Annotated in this window: 23 protein-coding genes and 4 CRISPR repeat arrays; of the genes, 8 read left to right on the top strand and 15 right to left on the bottom strand. The window is 68.3% G+C overall.

Features of this window, described 5'->3' with window-relative positions; translation table 11 throughout:
* Positions 1 to 2: 2 nt before the first annotated feature.
* The 11 genes from O1Q96_RS00340 to O1Q96_RS00390 all read right to left on the bottom strand — a co-directional run bounded on the left by O1Q96_RS00340 (position 3) and on the right by O1Q96_RS00390 (position 7691).
* Positions 3 to 395, bottom strand: coding sequence for a hypothetical protein (locus O1Q96_RS00340; protein ID WP_269246272.1), 393 nt, complete (start codon positions 393 to 395; stop codon positions 3 to 5).
* Between the two features lie 17 nt (positions 396 to 412).
* Positions 413 to 883, bottom strand: coding sequence for a hypothetical protein (locus O1Q96_RS00345; protein ID WP_269246273.1), 471 nt, complete (start codon positions 881 to 883; stop codon positions 413 to 415).
* Between the two features lie 685 nt (positions 884 to 1568).
* Positions 1569 to 1787, bottom strand: coding sequence for a hypothetical protein (locus tag O1Q96_RS00350; protein WP_269246274.1), 219 nt, complete (start codon positions 1785 to 1787; stop codon positions 1569 to 1571).
* A gap of 1 nt (position 1788) precedes the next feature.
* Positions 1789 to 2424 (bottom strand): hypothetical protein, encoded by a 636-nt coding sequence (locus tag O1Q96_RS00355; RefSeq protein ID WP_269246275.1) that lies wholly within the window; start codon positions 2422 to 2424, stop codon positions 1789 to 1791.
* 169 nt (positions 2425 to 2593) lie between these two features.
* Positions 2594 to 4789 carry a coiled-coil domain-containing protein gene (locus O1Q96_RS00360; protein ID WP_269246276.1) on the bottom strand — a complete coding sequence of 732 codons (2196 nt, stop codon included), beginning with the start codon at positions 4787 to 4789 and terminating at the stop codon, positions 2594 to 2596.
* A gap of 40 nt (positions 4790 to 4829) precedes the next feature.
* The gene (locus O1Q96_RS00365) at positions 4830 to 5060 is read right to left on the bottom strand and encodes a DUF5999 family protein (RefSeq protein ID WP_269246501.1); all 231 of its coding nucleotides are present in this window, start codon (positions 5058 to 5060) and stop codon (positions 4830 to 4832) included.
* A 133-nt stretch (positions 5061 to 5193) separates the two neighbouring features.
* Entirely contained in the window at positions 5194 to 5409 is a 216-nt protein-coding gene (locus O1Q96_RS00370; RefSeq protein WP_269246277.1) for a hypothetical protein, read from the bottom strand.
* Positions 5410 to 5572: 163 nt separating this feature from the next.
* Positions 5573 to 5749, bottom strand: coding sequence for a hypothetical protein (locus tag O1Q96_RS00375; protein WP_269246278.1), 177 nt, complete (start codon positions 5747 to 5749; stop codon positions 5573 to 5575).
* Complete coding sequence (locus O1Q96_RS00380; RefSeq protein ID WP_269246279.1) at positions 5742 to 5864, bottom strand: hypothetical protein; 123 nt, start codon at positions 5862 to 5864, stop codon at positions 5742 to 5744. The genes O1Q96_RS00375 and O1Q96_RS00380 overlap by 8 nt, the downstream gene beginning before the upstream one ends.
* 141 nt (positions 5865 to 6005) lie before the next feature.
* Positions 6006 to 6302, bottom strand: a complete 297-nt coding sequence (locus tag O1Q96_RS00385) for a hypothetical protein (RefSeq protein WP_269246280.1) — start codon at positions 6300 to 6302, stop codon at positions 6006 to 6008.
* 576 nt (positions 6303 to 6878) lie between these two features.
* A complete protein-coding gene (locus O1Q96_RS00390; RefSeq protein ID WP_269246281.1) occupies positions 6879 to 7691 on the bottom strand; it encodes a hypothetical protein in 813 nt (270 codons plus the stop codon).
* A gap of 345 nt (positions 7692 to 8036) precedes the next feature.
* Between O1Q96_RS00390 and O1Q96_RS00395 the strand changes: the two genes are divergently transcribed.
* Both O1Q96_RS00395 and O1Q96_RS00400 read left to right on the top strand, forming a co-directional pair.
* On the top strand, positions 8037 to 8585 hold the full coding sequence (locus tag O1Q96_RS00395) for a GntR family transcriptional regulator (protein WP_269246282.1): 549 nt from the start codon (positions 8037 to 8039) through the stop codon (positions 8583 to 8585).
* A 3-nt stretch (positions 8586 to 8588) separates the two neighbouring features.
* On the top strand, positions 8589 to 9353 hold the full coding sequence (locus O1Q96_RS00400) for a GntR family transcriptional regulator (protein WP_269246283.1): 765 nt from the start codon (positions 8589 to 8591) through the stop codon (positions 9351 to 9353).
* 83 nt (positions 9354 to 9436) lie between these two features.
* On the opposite strand, the gene O1Q96_RS00405 is transcribed toward O1Q96_RS00400, so the two are convergent.
* Positions 9437 to 9727: a hypothetical protein gene (locus tag O1Q96_RS00405; RefSeq protein WP_269246284.1), complete on the bottom strand. Its 291-nt coding sequence runs from the start codon at positions 9725 to 9727 to the stop codon at positions 9437 to 9439.
* A gap of 222 nt (positions 9728 to 9949) precedes the next feature.
* Here O1Q96_RS00405 and O1Q96_RS00410 point away from each other — a divergent pair, with 222 nt between their 5' ends.
* The 6 genes from O1Q96_RS00410 to O1Q96_RS00435 all read left to right on the top strand — a co-directional run bounded on the left by O1Q96_RS00410 (position 9950) and on the right by O1Q96_RS00435 (position 16465).
* Positions 9950 to 11272: an NsdA family TPR-like regulatory protein gene (locus O1Q96_RS00410; RefSeq protein WP_269246285.1), complete on the top strand. Its 1323-nt coding sequence runs from the start codon at positions 9950 to 9952 to the stop codon at positions 11270 to 11272.
* Positions 11273 to 11282: 10 nt separating this feature from the next.
* A complete protein-coding gene (locus O1Q96_RS00415) occupies positions 11283 to 11825 on the top strand; it encodes a GNAT family N-acetyltransferase (protein ID WP_269246286.1) in 543 nt (180 codons plus the stop codon).
* Positions 11825 to 12463: a GIY-YIG nuclease family protein gene (locus O1Q96_RS44385; RefSeq protein WP_419586405.1), complete on the top strand. Its 639-nt coding sequence runs from the start codon at positions 11825 to 11827 to the stop codon at positions 12461 to 12463. Before O1Q96_RS00415 ends, O1Q96_RS44385 begins: the two co-directional genes overlap by 1 nt.
* Before the next feature lie 70 nt (positions 12464 to 12533).
* A complete protein-coding gene (locus O1Q96_RS00425) occupies positions 12534 to 12812 on the top strand; it encodes a helix-turn-helix domain-containing protein (RefSeq protein ID WP_269246288.1) in 279 nt (92 codons plus the stop codon).
* A gap of 1435 nt (positions 12813 to 14247) precedes the next feature.
* The gene (locus O1Q96_RS00430; RefSeq protein WP_269246289.1) at positions 14248 to 15792 is read left to right on the top strand and encodes a helix-turn-helix domain-containing protein; all 1545 of its coding nucleotides are present in this window, start codon (positions 14248 to 14250) and stop codon (positions 15790 to 15792) included.
* Between the two features lie 100 nt (positions 15793 to 15892).
* On the top strand, positions 15893 to 16465 hold the full coding sequence (locus tag O1Q96_RS00435) for a transcriptional regulator (protein WP_269246290.1): 573 nt from the start codon (positions 15893 to 15895) through the stop codon (positions 16463 to 16465).
* A 293-nt stretch (positions 16466 to 16758) separates the two neighbouring features.
* Positions 16759 to 17638: direct repeats of the CRISPR family, unit length 25 nt; unit sequence CCATCCCCGCGGGTGCGGGGAGCAG.
* 168 nt (positions 17639 to 17806) lie between these two features.
* Positions 17807 to 18503: direct repeats of the CRISPR family, unit length 25 nt; unit sequence CCATCCCCGCGGGTGCGGGGAGCAG.
* Between the two features lie 127 nt (positions 18504 to 18630).
* Positions 18631 to 19204: direct repeats of the CRISPR family, unit length 25 nt; unit sequence CCATCCCCGCGGGTGCGGGGAGCAG.
* Positions 19205 to 20674: 1470 nt separating this feature from the next.
* A CRISPR array of direct repeats spans positions 20675 to 20944; the repeat unit is 25 nt; unit sequence CCATCCCCGCAGGCGCGGGGAGCAG.
* 1019 nt (positions 20945 to 21963) lie between these two features.
* On the opposite strand, the gene O1Q96_RS00440 is transcribed toward O1Q96_RS00435, so the two are convergent.
* From O1Q96_RS00440 to O1Q96_RS00450, 3 genes are all read right to left on the bottom strand, one after another.
* Positions 21964 to 23166 (bottom strand): hypothetical protein, encoded by a 1203-nt coding sequence (locus tag O1Q96_RS00440; protein WP_269246291.1) that lies wholly within the window; start codon positions 23164 to 23166, stop codon positions 21964 to 21966.
* Positions 23163 to 23774, bottom strand: coding sequence for a DUF4365 domain-containing protein (locus O1Q96_RS00445; RefSeq protein ID WP_269246292.1), 612 nt, complete (start codon positions 23772 to 23774; stop codon positions 23163 to 23165). The genes O1Q96_RS00440 and O1Q96_RS00445 overlap by 4 nt, the downstream gene beginning before the upstream one ends.
* 332 nt (positions 23775 to 24106) lie before the next feature.
* Entirely contained in the window at positions 24107 to 24304 is a 198-nt protein-coding gene (locus O1Q96_RS00450) for a hypothetical protein (protein ID WP_269246293.1), read from the bottom strand.
* Positions 24305 to 25421 lie beyond the last annotated feature (1117 nt).

Genomic DNA, 25421 nt, shown 5'->3' on the forward strand with positions numbered 1-25421 from the left:
CCTTAACTCTGGGTGTAGAAGGCGGCTTCGGCCATGTCGACGGGGGAGGAGTCCACCGCGTCGGCGATCCCTCCGTGGTCGTTCTCGGTGGTCGTCTTCGCGTCGTCGGCGGCCGCGGAGGCGCTGTCGGCGGCGGAGGTGTAGGCGCCGGCCGCGTCCTTGACGCCGGTCATGGTCAGCGCGGCGTCGGCGAACTCGCTGGTGGTCGCGTCGTCGACGGCCAGCGCCTTCATCGTCTCGGCGGCGTCCAGCATCTGCTCGGCGGCGTCGTCGACGTCGGAGGCGAGCGTGGTGACGGTCTGGGCGTGGGCGTGGACCTTGTGCGTGAGCCAGGCCAGCTTGGTGCGCAGGGCCGCGTAGTTCGCGGCGTCCTTCAGGGTCTCGGTGGCGCTCATGCGGGGCCTCTCCTCTTCTATCGGGCGTTGTAGAAGTCGCGTTCGGCGGGCTTGGTCAGGGGGGAGTCGGCGACGGCCCGAAAGATCGGCCCGTGGCGGAGCTCCGCGTTCGCGGACGCGGTGCGGCACGCTTCCTCGCCGCCCTGGATCTTGTCGTGGAGGTCCTTGGCGGCGGCGGCCTGGAGGTCGAGCTGCTCCTTGAGCACCTCGCACTTGCCGATCAGGTTCGCGCCGACACCCTTCGCGGTGATCTCGGCGATGAGCCCGTCGCAGTCTGTGGCCAGCTCCGCGGCCTCGTCCGTGAGGTCCAGGCAGGTCTCGGTGCTGGACTGGCACAGGGTGGCCGAGCCTTCGGCGAGGTCGATGACCTGGGTGAGGGTCATGACTTCACCGCCGCTGTAGGTGCGGGACTTGCCCGCGGCGGTCGTGACGTGGATGCCCTTGTCGTCGACGGTCGCGGAGTGCGGTACGGGCGGGTTGGGCTGCATCGCGGGGTCCTTCCGGATGTGTTCGGGCAGCGGGACGGTGCGGGGCGGCGGGACAGTGCCCGCCGGGGGAACTGCCGACCCCGGCGCTCCCACCGTCGGCGGGGTCGTCGGCGGCGGAGGTGTTGTCGGCGGGGCAGTCGTTGGGGGCGCCGTCGGTGCGGTCGGCGGGGTGGTCGGGGGCGGGGGTGCGGTGGGCTTGGGCGGCACGGTGGGCTTGGGCGGCACGGTGGCCGCGGAGGGCCCTGGAGTGGGCCCGGCAGAAGTGGAAACGGAAGGCTTCCCACTCGGCTTTTTCAGATATGCCGAGCGCCATCCGTCGCGCAACCCACCGGCGACATGGGCACCCGCCATAATCCCGTAATGCGTTTTCGCCGCGAGATTGTACGGCGCGTTCCGGAATGTTTCCGGGGACCGGGTCGGTGCCCATTTCTCTTTCGGTTTAGCAGGGGGTTTTTTGATTCCCGCCTGCTCATATTTCCCGTGCGTTTTTTCCACGCCGAACAGGTAGCTGATGGCGAGGAGTACGAGGAGTTCCACGGCCCTCCCTTCTGTGACTCTGTGTGGTTCCGGACGGTTACCGGTTACCGGTTACAGCCCAGTAGGACACCGGTTCGCGCCGCCTGGCGGGCGGTTCCGAGGGTGTCCTGGGGGCTGTAACCGGTAACCGGTAACCGCTGGCATGTACTCAGCGTGACGAATAGCCGATGTTGTTCACGGTCGTGTTCGCCGTGTTGAACACCGACTCCAGCGTGGTCCGGATCTCCTCGCTGAACGGCGTGTACGGCAGGAAGATCCCGGAGACGATCAGCATGATGCTGATCGCCATCTGCTTCCCCTTCGTCTTCTTGAAGGTGAAGAACAGGGCCCAGCAGAACAGGGCGAGAGCGAAGAACTGAAGCGTCATGTCATGCGCCCTTCTCGAAGGTGAATCCCTTGTCGTTCATGGGGGTTACCGCGCCCGAACCGGAGGGCACGGAGAGCCTTTTGTAGGCGATGAATCCGCCGCCTCCGACGAGCGCCACCCACAGCCACGGGCTGGAGGTGATGCCGCCGCCGGAACCGTCACCGGCGGACTCCTGGGCCTTGGAGGCCGCACCGCCGAGGGCCGGGGCGTCGCATTCGGGGATCTTCGCGATGTCGTACGAGGCCGCCTTGGCGACCGCCTTCGCGCGGAGCTTCATGCACTCGCGGTAGACGGTCATCTCCCGCTCGTACGTGACCTTGGCGGCGGCCTCCTCGGTCTGCGCCCGCTCCTTGTCGGCCTCCGCCTCGACCAGGGCGTTCGCGGCGTTCTCCTTGGCGCGCGCACGCTCCTGGGCGGCCTGCTCGGCCTGCATGCCGGTGACGGCAACGACCGTGCCGCACACGGCGACGACGGCGATCGTGCCGCACACAGCGAGCGCCGCCGTGTTGCGGCGCATCCCTCCGACCGCGGCGGACAAACGCGAGGTCGCGGGCTTCTCCGGCTTCTCCGGTGTCTGGGGGGCGGGGCTCTGGGGGTCCATGCGGCTGAACTCCTTGTCCCAGTCGATTCCGGACATGGGCAGCTGACTCCTTTTCGGTGTGGTTCGAGCCCGCCCAGGCATGCCGGAAGCGGGTCTGATCAGGGGAAACGTGCTGTACTGGACGGGTGGCTGCTTCCGGCAGTCGCGGCAAGGGCCAGCCCACTTCCGATGGGCTGGCCCTCACTGCTGTGTGCCGGACGGTGCATCACTTCAGGTACTTGTCCGCGTCGTCGGGACGCAGCAGGCCGGCCTCCTTCAGCAGCCGGACTGCGCGGGGCTGGTTGACGCTGAGCCTGGTGCGGGCCTGGTAGAGGGTGACGAAACCGTCCTTGTCACGCGGGAGGTTCTGTACGAGCGGCAGGAGTTCCGCGTCCGTCCGTACAGGCGTACCAGTACGGTCCGTGCCCGCCGTACCGCCGGTTCCGGTTGCGGGAAACGGTGCGGTGGCTGTACCTGTACGGGCACCCGGTACGCCGTCGCGGCCGGACTGTGTACGGGCGCTGACCGTGCCGGTACGCCCCTGTACGGCCGCACCGGCTGTACCTGTACGCCCGGCAGCCGGTGTACCTGTACGCGAGCCCCCGTCAGGGGCGGTATGTACGCCACCTGTACGGCCACTGTTCGCCCTGGTCGCCGCCGCTTGGGTGCCGCTGTCGTACGGCGGGTGGGAAGCGGCGCGTCCAGGGTCCGCACTGCCGCGTCCGGCGCCCGTCCTGTCCGCCCGTACCGAGCCGGGAGCTGCGTACAGGTCATGTCCGCCAGCCCCTGTACGGCTGGACGAGGTGCCGTCCGTCCCGTCTGTACGGTGGTGCGTACCGGTACGGGCGGGCGTTCCGTTTCCGCTGTCCGTACCGGTACGGCCGCCCGTACCGGTCGTCGTGTCCGTACGGCTGTGTCCGTCCGTACCGGTGCCGTGCATGAGGGCGTGGACACGCCAGATGACCGCCACGAAGATCAGCACGACGAAGGTGGTCAGCTGCCACGGCGCCGGGTGTCCCTCCCTGACGACCTCCGCCTGCTCGCACAGGTGGTAGATCACGTTCGCCGACGCCATCAGCGCGAGAGCCGCGGGGATGTCCTTCTTGGCACGGAACGCAGTCACGCAGTAGATGTCCAGCGACACCGGCAGCAGCGGGGCCACATACGGGTTGATGCCGACCATGGTGGCCAGCGCGTACTCACCCGAAGCGGCGAGCCCGACGCCGGCCGCGAGCGCGACCCACGGCGCAAGCGTCCACGCCTTGCGGCCGATCCTGCCCTGCCAGCCCCGGAATCGGGAGTTGGCCTTCTTCGCCTCGCGGGCTTCGTCCAGCATCCGGCGGGCCCGCGCCTCATCGGCCTGCGCCCGGTCGGTGACGGCCCGCGCCTTCCTCTCCGCGTCGCTGACGATGCGCACGGCCTCCTTCTCCGCAGCCTCCTTCAAGGCGGCGGTGACTGTGACGGCCTCACGGCGCAGCTTGTCGCGCTGCTGGTCGCACGCCGTGCGCAGCTTCGCGAGGTCGGCGTCCAGGGCGGCACGCTTGTCGGCGGCCTGACGGTCGAAGGCCTCGCCCATCTCGCGCAGCTGCTCGCGCAGGGCGGTGCGGGCTTCTTCCACCTCGCTCTGCGCGGCGGCGACCTGCTGGTCGGCCTCGCGCCGGCGGGCGTCGGCGGCGGCGAGGGTGTCGGTGTAGAGGGTCTCGGCTTCCGCGCGGCGGGCGTCGTAGGCGGCGGCCGCGGTGCGGGCCAGCTGGTCGGCCCGCTCACGTGCCTGCTCGACCTCGCCCTGCGCGGCGGCCACCAGGAGGTCGGCCTGCTCGCGGGCACGGGTGAGGATGGCGGCGGCTTCGGTGCGCCGCTGGTCGACCAAGGCGCCGATCTCAGCGAGGTCGCTCTCGGCGAGACGGCGCAGTTCGGCGACCGCGGTGCCCATCGCCTGGTGGTCGGCGGCAGCCAGCTCGGTCAGCTCGGCAACCTGCCTACGGGCCTCGGCAAGGATCGTGGCAGCGCGTTCGCGGGCATCAGCCAGCAGCTGGTCGGCCTCGCCGCGCGCGGCCGCCAGCTGGCCGTCGGCTTCGCGCCGGCGGGCGGCGGCGTCCTGGTCGGCGTCGGCAGTGATGCCCGCGGCGCGCATCTGCGCATCGGACATCAGCACGGTGACCTGCTCGTGAGTGTCGGCGATGGTCCGCGCGGCGTCGCGTTCGGCCTGCGTCTGCAGGGCAACAGCCTGCTCGCGGGCGAGGTCGACGACGTCTGCGGCCCGGTCCCGAGCCTCCGCGAACAGGGCCTCCGGAGCGGTGTGGCTGGCCGGGCTGTCGGCGAGGGTCAGGGAGATGGTGGCGGGGGCGGCAGGTGCGGAAGCCGGCCCCTTGCGGGTGCGGGCGGGGGCCCTCTTGCTGTTGCGGGGGCGGTTGGCGGCCACGGCGGGTCCTTCCAGGTCGGCGTGCGGGGGCGAGCGGCCGTCAGGCGGTGGCTGTGAGGGGACGGTGCGGGGCGATGACCTGGCCGTCGGGCAGCAGCTCGCCGGTGTCGTCGAACAGCAGGACCCCGTTGCACAGCAGGGTCCATCCCTGCTCGGGGTGGGCGGAGACTGCGACCGCGGCTTCGTGGTCGGGGCTGTCGGCACTCGGACAGGGCTGCTTGTGCGTGCACCGGCTGCGGGGCTGACGGGCCTGTGGGGTGAGGGTGCGCATCAAAACCTCCGGGAGGTCGACGACGGGGGGCGAGGTCGCGCGTGGCTGCACGGCTCCCCTGGACCGCGCACGGACCGACCGCTGCGCGCAAAGCAGCGGCAGGCCCATGCGGATCAGGCAGCCGACAGACAGGTCAGGGGCGCTGCTGGCGCCGGGACGAGGACGGGGCCACAAGGCCGGTGCGTCCCGACTGATCGAGCCAGCGCTGAGCGTGCTCTCGGTCATGAGCGCCAGCGATCGGGGCGAGGCCGTCAGCGGCGGTGACCAGCACGGACCATGTCGTACCGTCACCTTCGGTTTCGGCCTGGGCAGCGGTGATCTGGCTGTTCAGCCAGGGAGGCAAGGGCATGGACATCTCCTCTTCCGGAGTGCTTCAAATTCCAAGACGGTGCGCGGCTGCGCAGCTCCCCTGGACCGCGCACGGCCCGGCCACCGCGAAGAGGGGTGCGGTGGCCGGGCCGTGCGGGTCAGGCAGCCGACAGAGGTGGCGGTGTCGGGCTGTGCGAAAGCCGTCAGCGCCGTTGCGCGCGCTGACGGTTGAGGTAGGCGTCCTGCAGTTTGGTGAAGGAGGCGTACAGCCGCTGCCCGACAGGGCAGCGGCACGTGTCCGAGCACGTGGTGCAGGTGCCGCGGTGAGAGCGGTGCGCGGCGTACGCATTCTGGTAGCGCTGGTACAGGTCCTCAGCCACGCGGCCGGTCCTCAGACCGCTTGTTGGCTTCCTTGACCTTGCGCGACAACTCCTCGCGCTCCGCGTCGGTGAGGCTGGTGACAGCACGGGGCCGTGTCATGATCTGAGCGGTCATTAGGGACTCCGAATCCTGAGTGACCGGACGGTCCCGGAGTTGCACCTCCGGGGCCGTCGCCTTTGGCGGGCCGGACGGCCGGCCACGGCCCGTCTCCCACCCGTGTGTGGAGCGGAGGGGGAGAGGGACCGTGGCGGACCGTCAGGCCGCCGCCACGTAGACCGGAGTCGGCTTGCCCTCGCGGATCAGGTGATCGCTGGTCGTCCAGACCGACCCGATCGCGAAGGGCTGCCCGTCCGGGCGCAGCGTGTCGCGCACAATGACCGCCCACCGCGCACTGTCGCGGCGCAGCAGCTTCGCCGCCTCGCGCGGATCGGTGACGAGCGCCAGGACCTCGAAGCGCCCGTCGATGTTCTGGTAGATCGCGCCGGGGCGGCGGGGGCCGACCTCGCGGTCGACCGAGGCGGCGACCAGGGCGGGGATGACGGTCGGGTTCATGCTGCAACTCCGATCAGGCGGGGGCGGTGGCGCACGGCGAGGTCCTCGCGGACGGTGACAGCGGCGCGGCGTGGGTGAGGGCGTGGGCTCGACGGCGTGGGGCGGTCCGGTGTCCGCTCGTGCGGGACAGGACGCCGCGGCAATGGCGGGCGGGTCGCAGCAGTGACGGCCACGGAAGCGACAGTCATGATGGGCATGCGGTGGGGTCCCTTTCTGTGCCAAGGGGCCCGCCACACCAAGAACCCCCAGGGGCGCAATCCCTGGGGGTTCACCAGTGCGGCGGGGCAGTGCGTCCTGCGCACTCCGCCGCCGACCGAGCCCGCGGTGAAACGGGGCCGGTCGACGACGGGCAGCACAGGCTGCGCTCAGCTCTCCGGGTCGTCGGTCTCCTCCATGAACTGCACGTACTCGGCCTGGTCCGCCTCCTCGTACCTGGCACACAGTTCCTCAAAAGAGAGGCCGTCTTCTTCTGCGGTCATCTGGTGTCCTCCACTTCGTGGCCGTACGAGCCGCCACGGCCCCGGCCGTCCCCTCTACTGCGGGGCGACCGGAGCCGTGGTCGTTCGTCAGGCGGTGCTACCGGCTGAGCTGCTCCTCTTGAACCGCAAGGAGCGTGATCGCGCTCATGAGGTCGGCGCGCTCCCAGTCGGTGAGCTGCGGTGCGTCACGCTTTGCCGGGTTGAGCGTCTTGATCAACGCGGCCAGAGCGTCGCGAACCCGCTGGAGATCGGCGTCGGCGACCGGACCCGAGACCTTGTCCCACTGCTGCCCGTGCAGTAGGCGCAGGCCCCACTCGCGCCGGTCGTTCCAGTCCTCCAGCTCCATCTGCTTCTTGCGGCGGGCGGGACCGACGCGCTTGGTGTGCGCAGCGAGCTGGGCGAGACGACGGCCGTCGGCACAGCGGGATTCGGCGCCGGGAGAGCAGTCCCTGCAGCCCTTGACGTGCGCTTCGTCCAGCTTGCGCGCGGTTTTGTCGTCGACCAGGGTGCTCACCATCTGCATGACGGCGGGGACGGAGCTGGTCTTCGGCTTGCGTACCACGCGGGTGGAGCGGCGTCCGGTGGTCTCCGCGACACCCTCTTTCAGGCGTCGGCGCCAGCGCTCGACTTCGACGTCGATGACGACCAGGCGGTGGCTTCCCGGACAGCGGACCGCATCCTCAGCGCCGGCGGTCTCCGTGTGATGGGGAACCAGCTTCGGCCGTAACGTCCCGCTGATCGGCACCCAGGTCCGGCAGGTGGGACAGATTAGTGAGATGCAGGCGGGCTCAAGGTCGTACTCGTGCGGCTTGAGGCTGGAGACCGAGACGGCGGGGAGATGACTGACTGTGCGGGACCGAGTCCGGCGTACACGCTTCTGAGCGGTGCGTTCGAGGGTCTTTGCAGACATAGGAGCTCCTCAGTGCGGAGTGACAGGGGGCGTCGCGGGTGCTCTCTCCGCCCGCCAGGCGCATGGGTTGCCCCGGCGTCCTGGAGGACGGACAGCGCATCAGCGCTGCGACGTGCAAGCAGGAAGTCGAGAACCCGGAGGATTTGGTGGTGCATCAACCCCGGCCGCCCCGAGGGGCGGACAACTTCCCGCGGTCTTGCGTTGTTCAGTCCGCCCCTTGCAGGGCGGCACATGTGAGACCATAAGGCCTTACGCCTTAAGGTGACAAGCCTTAAGGTCGAACCATGCGGGCTGAAGTCGCAGGGCACTAGGGTTGCGGCAGGTCACGACAGACCGAGGGGACACATGGTGAGCAGCAACGACGCTTGGATGGGTGAAGCCCAGCCGTATCTCGCACCGCGCCGGACAGGGGAACGTGACGCCTGGAGCGCTGAAGCCGCAGCGCACAACCGACGCGGCAGCCAGCGTCTGCTTGCAGTCGAAGACGTGGACCCTCCGGGCCCCGTGCGTGACTTCCTCAATGTGGGACCGGGCGAGAAGGTCGTAGTCCGTCGACGACTGATCCTGCTCGATGGCGAGCCAGTTGAACTGGCCGACTCGTACTATCCGGCCCACATCGCCCATGGCACCCGCCTGGCCGAGCGCGGCAAGATCCCTGGAGGTGCGGTCACACTGCTCGCCGCACTGGGATTCATTCCCGAAGACGACCCGCTCGAAGATGTCTCCGCAGATACGGCCACGCCCAGCCAATGCGAGGCCCTGGGCTTGGCGTCCGGCGCGCCCGTGCTGGTACTGACGCGATTCACCACGTCCGCTGCCGGAGAACCGATGGAGGTCAGCGTTATGACCATGACGCGACACCTTCAGTATCGACAGAGGAAGCAGGCCGTCTGAGACATGGCTAGATCGTTCGAAGACAAGCGGTCGGCCCACCAGAAGATCGCTGCGGGGCTGCGGCGCCAGATCACACGAGGAGACCTCGCGCCAGGGGCGCAGCTTCCATCCACTCCCGTCTTGATGGAGCAGTACGGGGTCGCCGGGACCACAATCCAGAAGGCCCTCCTTATGCTGAAAGAAGAGGAGCTTCTGCTTGGGCAGCCAGGCAAGGGCGTTTTCGTCAAGGGGAGTACGCAGCAAGCCATTTCGCCTGCGGTCTACATGCCACCCGCTTCTGCAGGAGAGCCTTACCGGTGGATCAGCGAGGCCGAGAAGCGTTCGCAACGCGGTTCGTCGAAGCTGCTCGAGGTGGCAGTGGTGACCCCGCCCTACGAGGTGGCGCGGGCGCTCGGGCTGGAGGAGGGCGGCCAGTCCCTGCTTCGGAAGCAGATTCTGCTCCTGGACGAGGAGCCCACCGAGCTGACCCGGTCGTACTACCCGCTTGAGCTGGCCGAAGGCACGGCCATGATGGAGCACCGAAGGATTCGCGGAGGGACACCTACGCTCCTCAGTGAATTGGGCCACCCACCTCGGGAATTCGTGGATGAAGTTTCCTCGGAGATCCCCACGGAGGAAGAGGTGGTAGCCCTTGAGCTCCCCAAGGACATGCCCGTGATGCTGACGTTTCGCATCGTCTTCTCGGATGATGAGCGCCCGATCGAGGTGTCGCTCCTCGCGAAAGCCGCGCACCGGTACCGCATGCGCTACCGGCTGGTCGTTCCCTGATCCCATGCCAAACAGGTTGACGCTCTGGGCAAAATCACCAGTCGGTTGTCTGCCTTCGTAATGCCGTACCCCAACCATCGCGCTCACCGGTCCTGCTGGGCAGACGATGCGAAAAGGACCTTGAGGAGCCAGCCCGTGACGCCGCTTCCGGCCACCGCCACGGCGATGTCCCGGACCACGAGGAGCAGGACCGAGAGGAGCAGCCCAGTGGTCAGGATCGCGGCGATGGCTACAGCTGCCCTGGCCCAGTGCCGCTCCCGCGGCGCGGCCGCATCTGCGCGCCCGCCACACCGGCAACCGGTGACTGGGGCTGTGGACGTGAGGTCAGTCCGGCGACCGTGTGCGTCGGTCACCAAGCGCCGTTCGTCGATCATGGTGCCCCTCCTCAACTCGCCGTCGGATCATGTGAATTTGCTGATCACAACCGTCGGATGGGAGAGCATGACCAGACGAGGTCCCTCAGCGGCCCGGTCCGGGACCTGGGCCGGACATGAACCGGACCAGAGGGGGACCAGGCCCTGTGCACTGCTGATTTGTTGTCGTGACGGCACGACACTGAAGTCCGCAGAGCACGATTTCGTGACTCGGGAGGAGCGGTGGCCGGAAACGCCCATCAGGGAGATCCGCGCACCACGTTGGAGTTTCTGCTGCGGGAGCAGCCGCGGACGTACGACGAAGTCACTCAAGACTTCGCTCGGCTTGCGGGGGAGTTAGGGGAGGACGTCACCCTCAGCACCCGGCATCTGCGGCGGCTGGCAAGCGGCGAGCGCACCAACACGACTCCCGTCATGCGTCGCGTCCTGCAGGCCATGTTCGGCAGGCCGCTGGAGGATCTCCTCGCTCCATGGGACGGGGTCCTACCAGCGGCGACTGCCGGATCGACCGGGCTGGTCCTGGCCACGGGTCAGCCCACCGCGGACAAGGAGCTCATTGAGATGGCTGCGCGACGTGCGAAGAGCTTTGCCCTGGCAGCAGGCCAGACCGACCTCACCACCGACGTGCTGGAGCAGGTACACGAGGACGTGCAGCGGCTGGCGACCGACTATCCCCAGAGGCCACTCACTGAGCTGCTTCCTGACCTGTTCACCACCCAGGACACCCTCTTCACCCTTCTTGAGCAGCAGCGCCGACCGACCCAGGCCCGTCAGCTCTACTTCCTGGCCGGAGTGACCGGCGGACTGCTCGCGAAGGCCTCACACGACCTCGCCGACCCGTACGCCGCGCTCACCCAGGCCCGGACGGCTTTCGTCTGCGCGGACAACGCGGACCACAATGGCCTGCGCGCGTGGATCCGCGGCATCCAGAGCCTGGTCTCGTACTGGGCAGGCCGCACCCGCGAGTCCGTCAAATATGCTCAGTCCGGTGCCGCGTTCGCACCGAACAGCACCGCCAGCGTGTGGCTCCCCGTCAGTGAAGCCCGCGCCTGGGCTGCCCTCGGCAACGCCAACGCAACCAGGGCCGCCATCGAGCGTGCCGAGACCGCCTGGGATTCCGTTGAGGAGGACGAGGTCGACGAACTGGGTGGACTCTGCACGTTCGGCCGAACCCGTCAGATCTACTACGCGGCCGAAGCCCTCTCCTGGCTGCCCTCCCAGACCGCGGCCGCAGCCGACTACGCCGCCCGGGCCGTCACCGCATACGAGGACACCAGCTCTCCCGAGTGGGCATTCGGAGACCAGGCCGGCTCCCGCAGCGCCCTGGCCATCACCCGGATCCGCACCGGCGAACTGGAAGGCGCCACGGAGGCGATCCAGCCCATGCTCGAACTCGTACCGGAGCAGCGGATCAACGGCATCGTCCACTGCGCTCAACGCGTTCACCGGGCGCTGGGGGAGTCACCGCACGCCGAAGCCGGCGGGGAGCTCCAAGAGCAGATCGAGGCTTTCACCCGCACGCCGCTCAAGTCCCTCCCCAGCTAGGAGTTCACCGGTGCCGTATCCGATCCGCATCGTCGGTGACCAGGTCGTCCTGCGCGAGGTCACTCTCGATGACGTCGACGATGTCCTGGCAATCATCGGCGACGACGCCGTCACGACGTGGCTGAGCTTCGACAGCCGCGACCGTGCTCAGGCCGTCACCATGATCGAGGGCGTGATCAAGCGCGCTCAGCAGGAGCCCCGGACCGAGTTCTACCTCGGGGTGACCAAGCACAACGACGACCGCGTGATCGGATTCGCCCGGATCGGGCTCAGCGGCGTCCAGGCCGGGAAGCTCGGCTACGCCATCGCAGCAAAGGAGTGGGGCCACGGCTATGCCACGGACGCAGCCCGCGCTCTCGTCACGTACGCGGTCAAGGAGATCGGTCTCCACCGGATCAGCGCGGCGATCGGGCCGGACAACGCCGGCTCGATCTCCGTCGTGCAGCAGCTCGGTTTCACTCGCGAAGGCACGCTGCGGGACCACGTCTTTACGAACGGACAGTGGCGCGACAGCGTTCTGTTCTCTGTTCTCGCCCACGAGTGGAGCTGGTGATGACCCGGTCAAGGGCTCTCTTCCTCTACGCCATCAGCAGCGCTGAGCAACCAGCTCCTGTCAAGATCGGCAAGACGGTTGATGTCGCCAAAAGACTTCAGCAGCTGCAGACAGCCTCGCCGCTCCCGCTGCAAGTGTGGTGGAGTCGGGAGACGACTGATCCAACGCTCGAAGCCAAACTGCACCGTCACTTCGCCGATCGTCGGATGTCTGGTGAGTGGTTCCGTCTTGAAGGCTCTGACTGGCCAACGCGGGTTGCTGAGATAGCTGAGTTCCTTGAAGAACCTCACGACGGCCCCCTCGAAAGGCCCTCACGTCGGCCTACGCGCCAGGAGATGGGCATCACCGTGACACACGGCCATCGCCCTCCCAGCGGTCTTCCCGAGTACTCCCGGGAGGGAGCAGGCACAGGAGATCGCTGCCTTTGCGGCCACTCTGTGGCCTCGCATGTCGGCTCCTCTCCCTACACCTGCACCTCTACGAACACGGGGTGGGCGGCTTGCGACCCGTGTGAGTGTTCGTCGTTCCGAAGCACCGTGCCGTGGTCGCTCGCAGCCTGGTTGGCATACACACAGGGCTGCCTTCGATGTCAGGCAGCCCTGGAGAGCTCTCAATCCGAACGAGCCCGCCTCGGCTGACACAGCCTCATATGCACCATCAGGCGCAGCAATCCATGTACAGTTTGGCTCTCACGTGGAAGGGGGAGTGGTGACCGATCTGTTTGAGGCCGTGGACGCGCTGCTCAGCCGACCCGCGGATGTTCTTCCTCCGCCTGATGTTCGGGCCCGGCTTCGCAAGACGTCCGGTCTGACGCAGGAAGAGGTTGCCGACGCGTTCGGTGTCCATCGGATGGCTTTTCTGCGTTGGGAGAACGGTCAGTCCATGCCGCGTCCCAAGCACCGTGCTGCTTACCTGCGACTGCTCAAGGGGTGGGCTGCAAAGCATCCTGAGGCCGCAGAGGGCTTCACGCTCACGGAGGCGTGCTGACGTGTACGTAGCTGCCCGATCACCGTAGAAACGCCGAAGCGGCCCCGTCGCCACAACGGGACCGCTTCCCAGCATTCGACTCGCGCCCGCTAAAGCTTCGAGTCGTGAGCAGCGAGGTGACCTCGTCTGCCGGGTGATGCCCGTAGGCCCGAAGGCCTGCGTGGTCACCTGTACCCAAGGATAAGCGCGTTATCTCGCGCTACGCCACTATCCGCGTGTACTACCAGGTCACATCTGCTGATCGCGGCTCCCCGACCTGGGGAGATGACCCAGTTGCACCGCCCGTTCTATCGTCCGCCAAAGTCGACCGCCTCGCCCGGTCGCAGCGTGCCGCCGCTTCGAGCCTTCTGCCTCAGCAGCGCCGCCCGCCCCTCCCCGGCTTCTGCCGACGTCGGGATGCCGGAGGTTGGCCTGTGATTCAGCACATGAACATGGTCTTCCAAGCCGGGAAGCTGAACGTGGGAGAGGGTGCCTTTCTGATGGCGTGCTGCAACCACACCGACGCGAAGGGGTATGTCATCGCGTCCATGCAGCAGCTGGCGGACGAGGCGAACATGTCGCTCCGGTCCGCGCGAGACCAGAAGGCCCGCCTCACCGAGCGCCAGCTCCTCAAGTCCTCGCCGCGGTACAACCCGAAGAACAATGCGCAGATCGCCAACCTCTTCCGCGTGAATCTCGACCTGCTCGCCAGTTTGAAGAGGCCGCGCAAGGACTACGGTCCGACCTTTGTTGAGGAGTTGACTTTCGAAGAGGTCCCCTCAGAAACAACCAGGTCAGACCCCCCTGCGAGATCTGCCGCCCCCCTCGCGGCCCCCTCGGCAGGTCTCGCAGCCCCCCCGGCAGATCTCGCAGGGACAGGGGGTGCGAAATCTGCACCCCTTCTCCTTCCTTCTTCTGAACCCTCTTCTCTCCCTCCCCGTACGCGTGAGGCTGCCCGTGCGAGAAACGCCCCCTCGGACGAAGAGAGAGAGACTCAGGCTCCCTTCGAAGAACATGACCACAACCACCCCGGTACCGAGCTGCCACAGCAACGGGAACGCACAGACCAAAACGCAGCAGCACGAGACCGGATCGTGGCCGCGTACACCGCTGCCCTCGGACGGCCCGTACTGAACGGGACCCGGGCAAAAATGGAACGCGACGCCACCAAACTGCTGGCTAAGGGCCTGCCGGAAGCCTGGCTGTGCGATCGGGCACGAGAAATGCCATCACGCGGTTGGAAAGACCTCATGCACCACGTGGACATGTCTACGGAACCGCTGACGTCGGTCGCCACCAAGCCTCGCCGGTCCGGTCTGCCTGAGTGGTGCACCCAATGCGGGCCCGGCTCACCAGCGGCACGCCTCAACCCGCGGTTCCGGACTCTTGGGGAAATGGGCAGCGGGGAGAAGTGCCCGCGATGCCACCCGGCCCGAGTCAACGAAGGGTGATCACGGTGAGTGACTTCCATGCGATCGATACCCTGCTTGCGGCCTCGCCCTCGGACCTAACCCCGTTGCCGCCAGCTCAGGAGCGGCGCCGGCTGCGCGAAGGCCTGCACCTCACGCGCGCGGAACTCGCGCAGGCCCTGAAGGTGAGTCCGTCGGCCGTCGGTGGATGGGAGGCAGGCCGCGACCCCAGCGGCAAGGAGGTGCGGGAGGCGTACGCGTACTTCCTCGAGGGAGCCCGCACCAAGCTGGACGCCGCGGCAGCGGCCGACGGCCAGCTAGAGGACGACAAGCTGGCGGAAGCCGAGCAGACCGCCGGCCAGGACGACGCCGCCGTTGACGTCCTGGCCGCCCCTCAGCCGTGTGTGCTGTGCGGGCAGCCGGCCCGGCATCAGGTCGAAGGGTTCCCCCAGCACTTGGATCCTGCTGAGTGCGTCCCGGCCGCGTCCGCGTCTGCACCCGCGCAGGCACAGAAGCCCGCGCCCCGCCCGGCATCGCAGAAGCCGGCTCAGGCCAGGAAGCCGGGGCAAGCAGCTGGCAGTGTGAAGGTGATGCCGGTGGGCCGCCGGGCGCAGGCGGCCTCCGACACCCCGGACCTGATCGGCTCCGCGGTGGCGGCCGCGCTCGCCGAACACGCTGGCGACGTTGACGCCGCGACGGCCGCGCTCATCAAGCGGGCGATCCCGGACGCGATGGCGCTCCTGGATCACACCCGTAGGGGCGGACGCTACGACGTCGTCGCCCATCCGTGGCTGCCCGACATCCTGCGCAAGCAGACCGCCCGCGGCGCCGACCAGGTCTGGGAGGCCCGCCCGAAGTGGAGCCGGCCGGAGCTCCCCGCGGGCGAGCACGAGATCACGGCGCTGGACATCAACGGCGCCTACCTCTCCGCGTGGAAGACGCACCTGCCGCTCGGCCAGCTCGAACACACCACCGGCAACCACCACGACCGCCGCCGCGCCGGCCTGCACCTGATCACCCCGCCCGTGTGGGAGCACGAGGCGGTGCTGCCGAACCCGGTCGGCAACCGCGACGAGCCGGGCCCCCTGTGGGTCACCGAGCCCACCCTGCGCCTGCTGCTGCGCCTGTCGGGGCCGAAGTACGGGCTGTGCGACCCGCCTCAGATCCACGAGTCGTGGACGTCCGGGGCGACCGAGGGCCTGCTGGAGAAGTTCCGCATCGCACTGAAGGACGCCCGGGACCGGGCCATCGCCGAGGACGACACGGTCACCCTGGAGTACGTGAAGGCGATGTACTCGAAGTTCGTCTCGACACTGGGGGAGTCGAACTACAACCGGGAGCTCTACCGCACCGACTGGATGCACCTCATCCGCTCCCAGGCGTTCGCCAACCTGTGGTGGAAGGCCCACCGCGCCTACGACCACGGCCTGATGGTCGTCCGCGCGATGGGCACCGACGAACTCCACGTCACCGGCGACTGGCGGGCCGTCTTCCCCGAAGGCCGCGGCGTCACCGAAGTGAAGGTCAAAGACGTCTACACCGTGGGCACCGGCAACGGCCCGGCCCACGAGCCTCCTGAGGGCGTCTCCTAGCGTCGATCACCCGTCCTGGCGTCAAATTCCTTCGCCGGGACGGGAGAACGCCGTTCCCAGCCCCGTACAGTGATCCACCACTCTGGATTCGGAAGAGACCATGCCTGAGCGGAACATCGAGTTCGGCAAGTACGGCGCCCACGGCATCAAAGGCCACGAAGCCGTCGCCCGGCAGCTGGACGCCCTCGCCGGCTACATCGCCACCCCGGTCACCGCACGGCGAGGCCTGCTCGCCCGGCTCCACTACCTCACCCGTACTGACCACGCCCGCCAGGCCGCCCGCGCGGCCGGACTGACCGTCACCGACCGCACCCTGCGCGCCTGGCAGACCGGAACCCGCACACCCTCCCGCCGCAACCTCGCCGCGCTCGAGCAGGCCTACCGCACCGTGCGCCGCGAAAACGTCGCCCGCTACCTCACCGCCCGCCTCAACAAGGACGGCCGCGGCACCCGCGTGGAAATCCACCCCATCAACCAGTCCCGAGTCGACCGGCCCCGCCAGCGCGCCGTCGAGTTCCGCACGATGAACGTCCGCCGGTGGGAGCGCATCGTCGCCGCGTGGGCAGCCGGCAACAACCAGGAACTGGACGAGGCGTGGGTGGACCAGGTCGTCGACCTCGGCTCGCAGTGGGGCCAGTACGAGTACGTGACCAACGTCGGCTTCGCCGCATGAAACGGTGACTCGGGGTTGCTGGTGAGCCATCGATTAGCGATAGCCGCAGAGGCCAGCCCTAATTCGGTACTGCCGGGGAACATCCCCGCAGGTACGGGGAGCAGCACCGTTCGTGCGAAGGCGAGATCGGCACAGCGGGACCATCCCCGCATGTGCGGGGAGCAGACTGCGTCACCTGCGAGTTTCCCTCAAGACCGGGCCCCCTTTCATCACTTCCGCAGATTCCGGCATTGCGGTCAATATCTATATTTAAGCTCCGTCGTGTTGGCCCCGCCGACGGTAGCGCGCGGGAGCCATCCCCGCGGGTGCGGGGAGCAGCTCGACGTCCGCACCGACGGCTACCTCGAAGTGGGACCATCCCCGCGGGTGCGGGGAGCAGGCTCACCGGGAGTCCACCATCCGGTATTCGCGGGGACCATCCCCGCGGGTGCGGGGAGCAAACGGCGCCTGGCATGGCCTTGAGCTGCCAGCCGGGACCATCCCCGCGGGTGCGGGGAGCAGGTGCCTGCGGTGAGCAGGACGGTGGCCGACTTGGGACCATCCCCGCGGGTGCGTGGAGCAGTTGCGGAGGCGGGTGCCGGCGGATTCCCAGTCGGGACCATCCCCGCGGGTGCGGGGAGCAGAGCAGGGTCTCACCGGGCGAAGGGACCTTGCTGGGGCCATCCCCGCGGGTGCGGGGAGCAGTCCGCGGCGCGGGCGACACGCCTTGTCACCGTGGGACCATCCCCGCGGGTGCGGGAAGCAGGTGAAGGGCGAGCTGTCTCGGACGTACGTTCCGGGACCATCCCCGCGGGTGCGGGGAGCAGGAGGAACGCGGCCCCGTCGCCGACGGCCCACAGGGGCCATCCCCGCGGGTGCGGGGAGCAGCCGCTGCCGGCGACGCGGACGGTCACTGCGTAGGGACCATCCCCGCAGGCGCGAGGAGCAGGCTGGCTGCCGCCCGGACGCGCTGCTCACCCGGGGACCATCCCCGAAGGCGCGGGGAGCAGAGGCATCGACGACATCGGGCGGGAACCAACTCGGGACCATCCCCGCAGGCGCGGGGAGCAGCAGACCGAGAAGATCCGCGGGACAGTCGAGGAGGGACCATCCCCGCAGGCGCGGGGAGCAGGACGAGTACCCGGGCCTTGAGCCCCTCGACACGGGACCATCCCCGCAGGCGCGGGGAGCAGACTGCGTCACCTGCGAGTTTCCCGCAGGACCGGGGCTGTTTTCATCACTTCCGCCGATTCCGGCATTACGGTCAATATCTTCCCCTTACGCCCCGTCACGTTGACCCAGCGGACGGCAGCGCGCGGAGAGCAGCCGTGCCGGTCAAGGAGCGGCGCGAGCAGTGCAGGACCATCCCCGCGGGTGCGGGGAGCAGGTGTTCTCAGGCTAAAGCCTGGTGGGGCAGGTGGGACCATCCCCGCGGGTGCGGGGAGCAGCTGCTGCGTGGCGACTCCAGTGCACGGGCGACGGGACCATCCCCGCGGGTGCGGGGAGGAGCTGGAACCGGTGCCGTCCCAGTAGCTGTGGGCGGGACCATCCCCGCGAGTGCGGGGAGCAGCAGACGAGGGCCGTGTACGCGATGTCGATGTAGGGACCATCCCCGCAGGCGCGGGGAGCAGACCCGGGTGGTGCGGCGGGACTGGGTGCTCGGGGGGCCATCCCCGCAGGCGCGGGGAGCAGGGGTTCGGCAGGCTGGAGATGTCGCCCGATGCGGGACCATCCCCGCAGGCGCGGGGAGCAGGCGGTGGCGACGTCCGTGACGTAGGTGAGCGGGGGACCATCCCCGCAGGCGCGGGGAGCAGGGCGGCGGATCCGCGTACCGGCTCACCAGCCAGGGACCATCCTCGCGGGTGCGGGGAGCAGCACGGCGGCACGCCCGGGGTCGACAAGACGTGGGGACCATCCCCGCGGGTGCGGGGAGCAGGCAACCTTGTTCCAGACGCCGACGATGCCCTTGGGGCCATCCCCGCAGGTGCGGGGAGCAGGAGCCGCACTCACGCCGTTGGCTCTCGTCGCTGGGACCATCCCCGCAGGCGCGGGGAGCAGACTTCGTCACCTGCGAGTTTCCCGCAGGACCGGGGCTGTTTTCATCACTTCCGTTGATTCCGGCATTGCGGTCAATATCTTCCCCTACGTCCCGTCATGTTGACCCAGCGGACGGCAGCGCACGGGGGCCATTCCCGCGGGTGCGGGGAGCAGGGCCGGGAGATCGAGGGCTTCACGGCCCGCATGGGACCATCCCCGCGGGTGCGGGGAGCAGAGCGTCGCGGCGACGATCAAGCGGGCGAAGGAGGGACCATCCCCGCGGGTGCGGGGAGCAGCAGCTGTCGTCGGACGTCGGCCGCACCACCCAGGGACCATCCCCGCGGGTGCGGGGAGCAGGTCGACGGGCAGCTGCGCCTCCTCGACGAGCCGGGACCATCCCCACGGGTGCGGGGAGCAGGCCCGGTACCGGCGCGCCTTGGCCACGGCCTCGGGACCATCCCTGCGGGTGCGGGGAGCAGGCTTGCAGCCCTTTCCACTCCAGGCCCCAGTTGGGACCATCCCCGCCGGTGCGGGGAGCAGCTCGCGGCACTTCCGGCAGGTGGGCGGGCACTCGGATCATCCCCGCGGGTGCGGGGAGCAGGCCACTCCTGCGTCGTATGGGGGTGTGGGGGCGGGATCATCCCCGCGGGTGCAGGGAGCAGGCCAGGCCGGTGCGCATCATCTGCGACACGGCGGGACCATCCCCGCGGGTGCGGGGAGCAGTCCGCGAGCTCCCGAGTGCTACGCAGCTTGTCGGGACCATTCCCGCGGGTGCGGGGAGCAGGGCTACGGCGAGGATCAAGCGGACTGCTACCCGGGGCCATCCCGCGAGTGCGGGGAGCAGCCTTTCAAGATCGTGGATGAGGGTCGGAGACCGGGACCATCCCCGCGGGTGCGGGGAGCAGCAGCACGTGCTGGCGAAGGGCTGGACGCTGCAGGGACCATCCCCGCATGCGCGGGGAGCAATCGGCGGCGTCCATCCTGTTGCCCGTGCGACGGGACCACCCCCGCGGGTGCGGGGAGCAGCGGTCGAACCTGATCGTCCGGGCGCTGGAGAAGGGACCATCCCCGCGGGTGCGGGAGCAGACTGCGTCACCTGCGAGTTTCCCTCAAGGCCGCGGCTGTTTTCACCACTTCCGCCGATTCCGGCATCGCGGCAATATCTGCACTTACATCCCGTCACATTGGCCCCGCCGGCGGTTGCGCGCGGGAGCCACCCCTGCGGGTGCGGGGAGCAGTTGTAGACCCGGGCCGTGGCTTCGAGGAGCCGGGAGCATCCCCGCGAATGCGGGGAGCAGATCCACTCCTCCCGGGCGCCGCTCATGCCGCGAGGGCCATCCCCGCGGGTGCGGGGAGCAGCAGCACACGGGCCGGTGCGAGGAGCACCTGTCGGGACCATCCCCGCGGGTGCGGGAGGCAGGCCGGGCGCAGGGCGAACTCGCCGCTGACCGGGGACCATCCCTGCAGGTGCGGGGAGCAGACGAAATTCGCGACCAACGACTACACCGCCCTGGGACCATCCCCGCATGCGCGAGGAGCAGACTGCATCACCTGCGAGTTTCCCGCAGGACCAGGGCTGTTTTCATCACTTCCGCCGCTTCCGGCATTGCGGCAATACCAATACTTACGCCCCGTCACGTTGACCCCGCCGACGGCAGCGCGCGGGAGCCATCCCTGCGGGTGCGGGGAGCAGCCTCCCACGCGGCCTGGGGCACGATCCGCCACGGGACCATCCCCGCGGGTGCGGGGAGCAGCGCGTGGCCGACCTCGACCTGGACCTCATGGTGGGACCATCCCCCACGGGTGCGGGGAGCAGGACCTGCGGTCAAGCAGCGGCGCGTTCCTGTCGGGATCATCCCCGCGGGTGCGGGGGTCAGAAGCCGCTGCACCCGCACCAGTTCCGGCACACGGGACCATCCCCGCAGGTGCGGGGGGGGGGGCAGCCACCCAGGCCAAGGCCCGCGCCCAGGGCCTGGGGACCATCCCCACAGGTGCGGGGAGCAGGAACTCGCCTCAGCGATCCCCGGGCATCCCCCGGGGCCATCCCCGCAGGCGCGAGGAGCAGACTGCATCACCTGCGAGTTTCCCGCAGGACCGGGGCTGTTTTCATCACTTCCACAGATTCCGGTATTGCGGTCAATATCTATATTTACGCTCCGTCGTGTTGGCCCCGCCGACGGTAGGGCGCGGGAGCCATCCCCGCGGGTGCGGGGAGCAGCACACGAGCCATCTACTCAGCGCTCGCGTCCAGGGGCCATCCCCGCGGATGCGGGGAGCAGGCTGGCCTTCACTGGTGGTGCCGGACGAGGTGGGGACCATCCCCGCAGGTGCGGGGAGCAGCAGTCCACTGAGATCAACTCGTGGGAGGGCACGGGACCATCCCCGCAGGCGCGGGGAGCAGCCACGCTTCTCCAGGCCCACAGCCTTCCCCACGGGACCATCCCCGCAGGCGCGGGGAGCAGGCTGCGTCACCTGCGAGTTTCCCTCAAGGCCGGGGCCGTTCACCACTTCCGCCGATTCCGGCATTGCGGCCAATATCTGCACTTACGCCCCGTCACGTTGACCCCGCCGACGGTAGCGCGCGGGAGCCATCCCTGCGGACGCGGGGAGTAGGCCGACAGCAACGGCGGAGACGGCCTGGAGCCGGGGCCATCCCGCGGGTGCGGGGAGCAGTTCGCGTTCGTGCTCGCCCTCGTCCTGGGCCTGGGGTCATCCCCGCGGGTGCGGGGAGCAGAGTCCGACCTTCGGTGGTGTGGATGACGCCGCAGGGGCCATCCCCGCGGGTGCGGGGAGCAGGGAACGACCGCCGGGAACTCGGCAAACACGACGGGGCCATCCCCGCAGGCGCGGGGAGCAGGCGGGCAGGAACGGGGGCAGGCCCAGCATCCAGGGACCATCCCCGCAGGCGCGGGGAGCAGACTGCGTCACCTGCGAGTTTCCCGCAGGACCGGGGCTGTTTTCATCACTTCCGCAGATTCCGGCATTGCGGTCAATATCTATATTTACGCTCCGTCGTGTTGGCCCCGCCGACGGCAGCGCGCGGGAGCCATCCCTGCGGGTGCGGGGAGCAGAGGGTCGCCGCGACCAACGGACTGATGTCGACGGGACCATCCCCGCATGCGCGGGGAGCAGTGCAGTTTCGAGAACTGGCATTTCGTCGGAGATGGACCATCCCCGCAGGTGCGGGGAGAAGTAGCAGAAGAGGACGCCAGCGTCGAAGACGAAGCAGGCGGGGTGCGGGGGAGCAGGTCATCGAGGGCTCGGCCGACCTGCAGGGACCATCCCGCGGGTCCGTGAGCGGGGCCACATGGATGCCGCCGGGAGTGCTTCCGCTCCTCTGCTGCTGGGCCCCGACACCATGCGGCGCAACGCCCAGCTGGGCGACGGCATCATGGAATATGCCTACGGGCCGACGTCTTGCGGCGGTGAATGGGGGCATTCGCGGTAACCCGCACCCCCACTCTGTCGATTGCCCTTATCCGCTAGGAAGAGTTCTCGGGCCCTGGCTGACCCCTCGTCGCGTGACGCAGGAAACTCGAGTCGACCACGAGGTCACCCGTCAGGTGCCACGCTCGCCGTTCGAAGCCCAACATCCCAGTAACGGTGAACGGCAGCTTGCGCTGGTACGCGATGACGGCCCAATTGTGATCTTCACCGGACAGGGTCATGTGGACCCTGCGCAGCTTGCCGTGCACGTCGGCGGTCAGCACGACTGACGCAGTCTCTTCGTCATCAGTGGACGCCTCATCGCGGCTAAGTGTCTTCACCAGCCCCACCAGCGTCTCTTGTCTAGGTGGCTCTTCCTGTCGGACGAGACGTTCCCGGACCCTGGGCAGTTCTGCCATGACGTCGCGATCAAGCACGATCGTGGCCAGCCCCACATCAGGCCGTGGCGCGGCAGCAGCCCACTCGAAGGAGAGGTCTACGGAACGCAGGTGCGGCGCGGCGATGTCTTCAAGCGATTCGATCAGACTGGCGCTTACTCCCTGGCTCCCGGGGGCGTCAATCACTCGCTCATCCCACTGTCGACTTAGCCGTTCAGTGGTCTCCAGCCCTCGGGCCAGTGTTTCCATGACTCGCCTAGGAAACCGCTGGGGGGCATCCGCTGGCTCGACGTCGCCCTCGACCTCAGCCGGGAGTAGGGACTCGCCCAAACGAGTCACGATCGTGAATACGAAGCTTCCGCTCTTGGTGTGCCCAAGTCGCACGTCCTCGTCCAAGAAGTCCGAGACCCCAGACGGCAGCCGGCCACGATGTGGATGCGAAGGAGAGGCAGCGGTGGTCGCTGCCGCCCTCATCATCTTGTACAGCGCTTGGATGGTCTTCTCGGCCTGATGGAACGGGATCGTTCCATCCGTCATAGTTTGGTCAAGCCGGACGAAAAAGAGATCCGCGTGAGTACCGATGATGTGCTCGTGAAGCTCTTGAGCATCCCAGTTATGGATGTACCCCAGCGACTCCAGGGTCTCCTGGAACCGCTGTTGGAAGTCTGTGTACGCAGTGGCGAGCGGGACCATGATGCGACCTTCTAGAGCGCCGCTGCTGGAAGTGAGGCGCCAGATCTCGCGGATCTGTTCCTGACGGGTCTCAAGTTCCCAGTCGTGCGCGGCCAGGAACTGAGACACCGCGCTAGGCGTAAGCGTCGAGGCGGCCTCACGGTAGCTGCTCAGCTCAGCAACGCTCACCTGGCACCTCCCTCGTTGTTCCCGATGGTCTCCATGATGCGGAGCAACTGCTCAACCGTGAACAGGTTACTTCTGGGTAGGTGGACTGTCTGGGTCAACTGCGACGTCGTCTCGCCCGGGAACTCTGACGCTGCCTGCCAGAACATGCGACTCTCGGTGATCAGACGGTTCTCATCGACGTCTACCCACTTGGTCGCGTCTTCTGGAAGTAGTAGCACTCCCAGATATGCAGGGATGTGCCGTTTACCGTTGTTACCCCTCACCAGCTTGCGAAAGGGCTTGACCTTCATCGGCCACGCCAAGTGCTCCTCGGCGAGGCGACTGTGCTGGATCGTGGCCTTCAGTTGCAAATCAAACTGCGGACCAAGGATCCTCTTGTACTCCACAGACGACGTGATGGTGAGATCCACGCCCTCATAGTCCGTATCGTGCGTCTTGACGGCACAGCCAGCGGCGTACGTGATCATCCGAGTGAACGCGAGGCTGATCTGCTCTTCCCGCGCACTCATGGGCAGCTGCCCATCTACCAAGTCTCGCTCATCACTCTCGCGGGCATCGAGGCGCGCAAGACCCGCCGGGGTCGACGGGTCATCGATGTCGCCTGCCATCTCCCCCCCTGCCGTGAGGGGATGAATCTAGCGGGACTCCTGACATATGGGGAAGCTGCTGGACCGTGTCGGACCTCAACTGGGCGCATAGCAGAGCCTGAGAGGCCGACGCAGGCAAGCGTGGGCGGATTGCGACGAGCTCTCAGTGCCCAGCGAGCCCAACGACGGCGCCTTCGGGGAAGCTCATCTGCGCCTAAGCTACGGCCCCGATCAGCTCACACGACCCATCGGACAGCCCCTAGATCGGTACAGGAAGTCCTCAGCCGCCTTTTCCTGCATACACGGCCGCCATACTGCCGCGCAGAACCGTACGGCGGCCGGCTGCCCCGGGATCAGGGCCCATCCTGCAGCGTCGATAGTGCCGCAGGGCAGGTCAAGTTTCGCTCCAGCCAGGTCTTCGTGGCAGCCTTGATCTTGGTGTCCTGGTAGAGCTGGTCAGGGGTGCCCGTGAAGTTGCGGACGGCGTCGAGAAAGGCGCGGTCGCCGCAGCCGGTGAGCTTCGGGTCGATTAGGTCGAGCAGTCCTCCCACTTCTTTCGCGGCAGGCCGTCCTGGAGCCTGAGCCTGATATGCGAGTGCGCGAAGCTGGGACCATCCCCGCAGGCGCGGGGAGCAGCAGCCGGCCAGGAAGACGAAGATCAGCTTCTTGGGACCATCCCCGCGGGTGCGGGGAGCAGCCGGACTCGGCACAGCCGTCCGAGATCATCGAGGGACCATCCCCGCGGGTGCGGGGAGCAGCTGGCGACCGACAGGGTCTGCGTCTCGTCGCAGGGACCATCCCCGCGGGTGCGGGGAGCAGCTGGCGACCGACAGGGTCTGCGTCTCGTCGCAGGGACCATCCCCGCGGGTGCGGGGAGCAGGGGTCGATGGACTCCGTCGTCGAGCTGAGGAAGGGACCATCCCCGCGGATGCGGGAAGCAGGTTTGCTTGTCCTCCGCCGCGGCCACGGCGATGGGACCATCCCCGCAGGCGCGGGGAGCAGCAGTCCAGCGACGCATTGCCGAAGCTGGGGATGGGACTATCCCCGCAGGCGCGGGGAGCAGCCACGCTTCTCCAGGCCCACAGCCTTCCCCACGGGACCTTCCCCGCAGGCGCGGGGAGCAGACTGCGTCACCTGCGAGTTTCCCTCAAGGCCGGGGCCGTTCACCACTTCCGCCGAGTCCGGCATTGCGGCCAATATCTGCACTTACGCCCCGTCACGTTGACCCAGCCGACGGCAGCGCGCGGGAGCCATCCCCGCGGGTGCGGGGAGCAGCTCACTGAGGGCGGGATGACGTTCCCGCTGATGGGACCATCCCCGTGGGTGCGGGGAGCAGCGGTCGAACCTGATCGTCCGGGCGCTGGAGAAGGGACCATCCCCGCAGGTGCGGGGAGCAGACTGCTTCACCTGCGAGTTTCCCTCAGGACCGGGGCCGTTTCATCACTTCTGCCGATTCCAGCATTGCGGTCAATGTCGCGGGTGCGGGGAACAGTTGAGGTTCGCGAAGAACCCCTTCACGGGCTGGGGACCATCCCCGCGGGTGCGGGGAGCAGCGGGAGCGGATGCAGGACCTGCGCGCAGCCGGGGGGCCATCCCCGCGGGTGCGGGGAGCAGGTGGCGCCTGCGGACTCCACACCGATCAGGACGGGACCATCCCCGCGGGTGCGG

This window comes from Streptomyces aurantiacus (assembly GCF_027107535.1).
In the GTDB taxonomy this organism is placed as follows: Bacteria; Actinomycetota; Actinomycetes; order Streptomycetales; family Streptomycetaceae; genus Streptomyces.

What these genes read in the sequence shown, in the direction of transcription:
- O1Q96_RS00380 (WP_269246279.1), bottom strand. Translation starts at nt 5,864, where the DNA reads ATGACCGCTCAGATCATGACACGGCCCCGTGCTGTCACCAGCCTCACC.
- O1Q96_RS00350 (WP_269246274.1), bottom strand. Translation starts at nt 1,787, where the DNA reads ATGACGCTTCAGTTCTTCGCTCTCGCCCTGTTCTGCTGGGCCCTGTTC.
- O1Q96_RS00345 (WP_269246273.1), bottom strand. Translation starts at nt 883, where the DNA reads ATGCAGCCCAACCCGCCCGTACCGCACTCCGCGACCGTCGACGACAAG.
- O1Q96_RS00340 (WP_269246272.1), bottom strand. Translation starts at nt 395, where the DNA reads ATGAGCGCCACCGAGACCCTGAAGGACGCCGCGAACTACGCGGCCCTG.
- O1Q96_RS00365 (WP_269246501.1), bottom strand. Translation starts at nt 5,060, where the DNA reads ATGCGCACCCTCACCCCACAGGCCCGTCAGCCCCGCAGCCGGTGCACG.
- O1Q96_RS00385 (WP_269246280.1), bottom strand. Translation starts at nt 6,302, where the DNA reads ATGAACCCGACCGTCATCCCCGCCCTGGTCGCCGCCTCGGTCGACCGC.
- O1Q96_RS00395 (WP_269246282.1), top strand. Translation starts at nt 8,037, where the DNA reads ATGGTGAGCAGCAACGACGCTTGGATGGGTGAAGCCCAGCCGTATCTC.
- O1Q96_RS00370 (WP_269246277.1), bottom strand. Translation starts at nt 5,409, where the DNA reads ATGCCCTTGCCTCCCTGGCTGAACAGCCAGATCACCGCTGCCCAGGCC.
- O1Q96_RS00390 (WP_269246281.1), bottom strand. Translation starts at nt 7,691, where the DNA reads ATGTCTGCAAAGACCCTCGAACGCACCGCTCAGAAGCGTGTACGCCGG.
- O1Q96_RS00355 (WP_269246275.1), bottom strand. Translation starts at nt 2,424, where the DNA reads ATGTCCGGAATCGACTGGGACAAGGAGTTCAGCCGCATGGACCCCCAG.
- O1Q96_RS00405 (WP_269246284.1), bottom strand. Translation starts at nt 9,727, where the DNA reads ATGATCGACGAACGGCGCTTGGTGACCGACGCACACGGTCGCCGGACT.
- O1Q96_RS44385 (WP_419586405.1), top strand. Translation starts at nt 11,825, where the DNA reads ATGACCCGGTCAAGGGCTCTCTTCCTCTACGCCATCAGCAGCGCTGAG.
- O1Q96_RS00400 (WP_269246283.1), top strand. Translation starts at nt 8,589, where the DNA reads ATGGCTAGATCGTTCGAAGACAAGCGGTCGGCCCACCAGAAGATCGCT.
- O1Q96_RS00445 (WP_269246292.1), bottom strand. Translation starts at nt 23,774, where the DNA reads ATGGCAGGCGACATCGATGACCCGTCGACCCCGGCGGGTCTTGCGCGC.
- O1Q96_RS00435 (WP_269246290.1), top strand. Translation starts at nt 15,893, where the DNA reads ATGCCTGAGCGGAACATCGAGTTCGGCAAGTACGGCGCCCACGGCATC.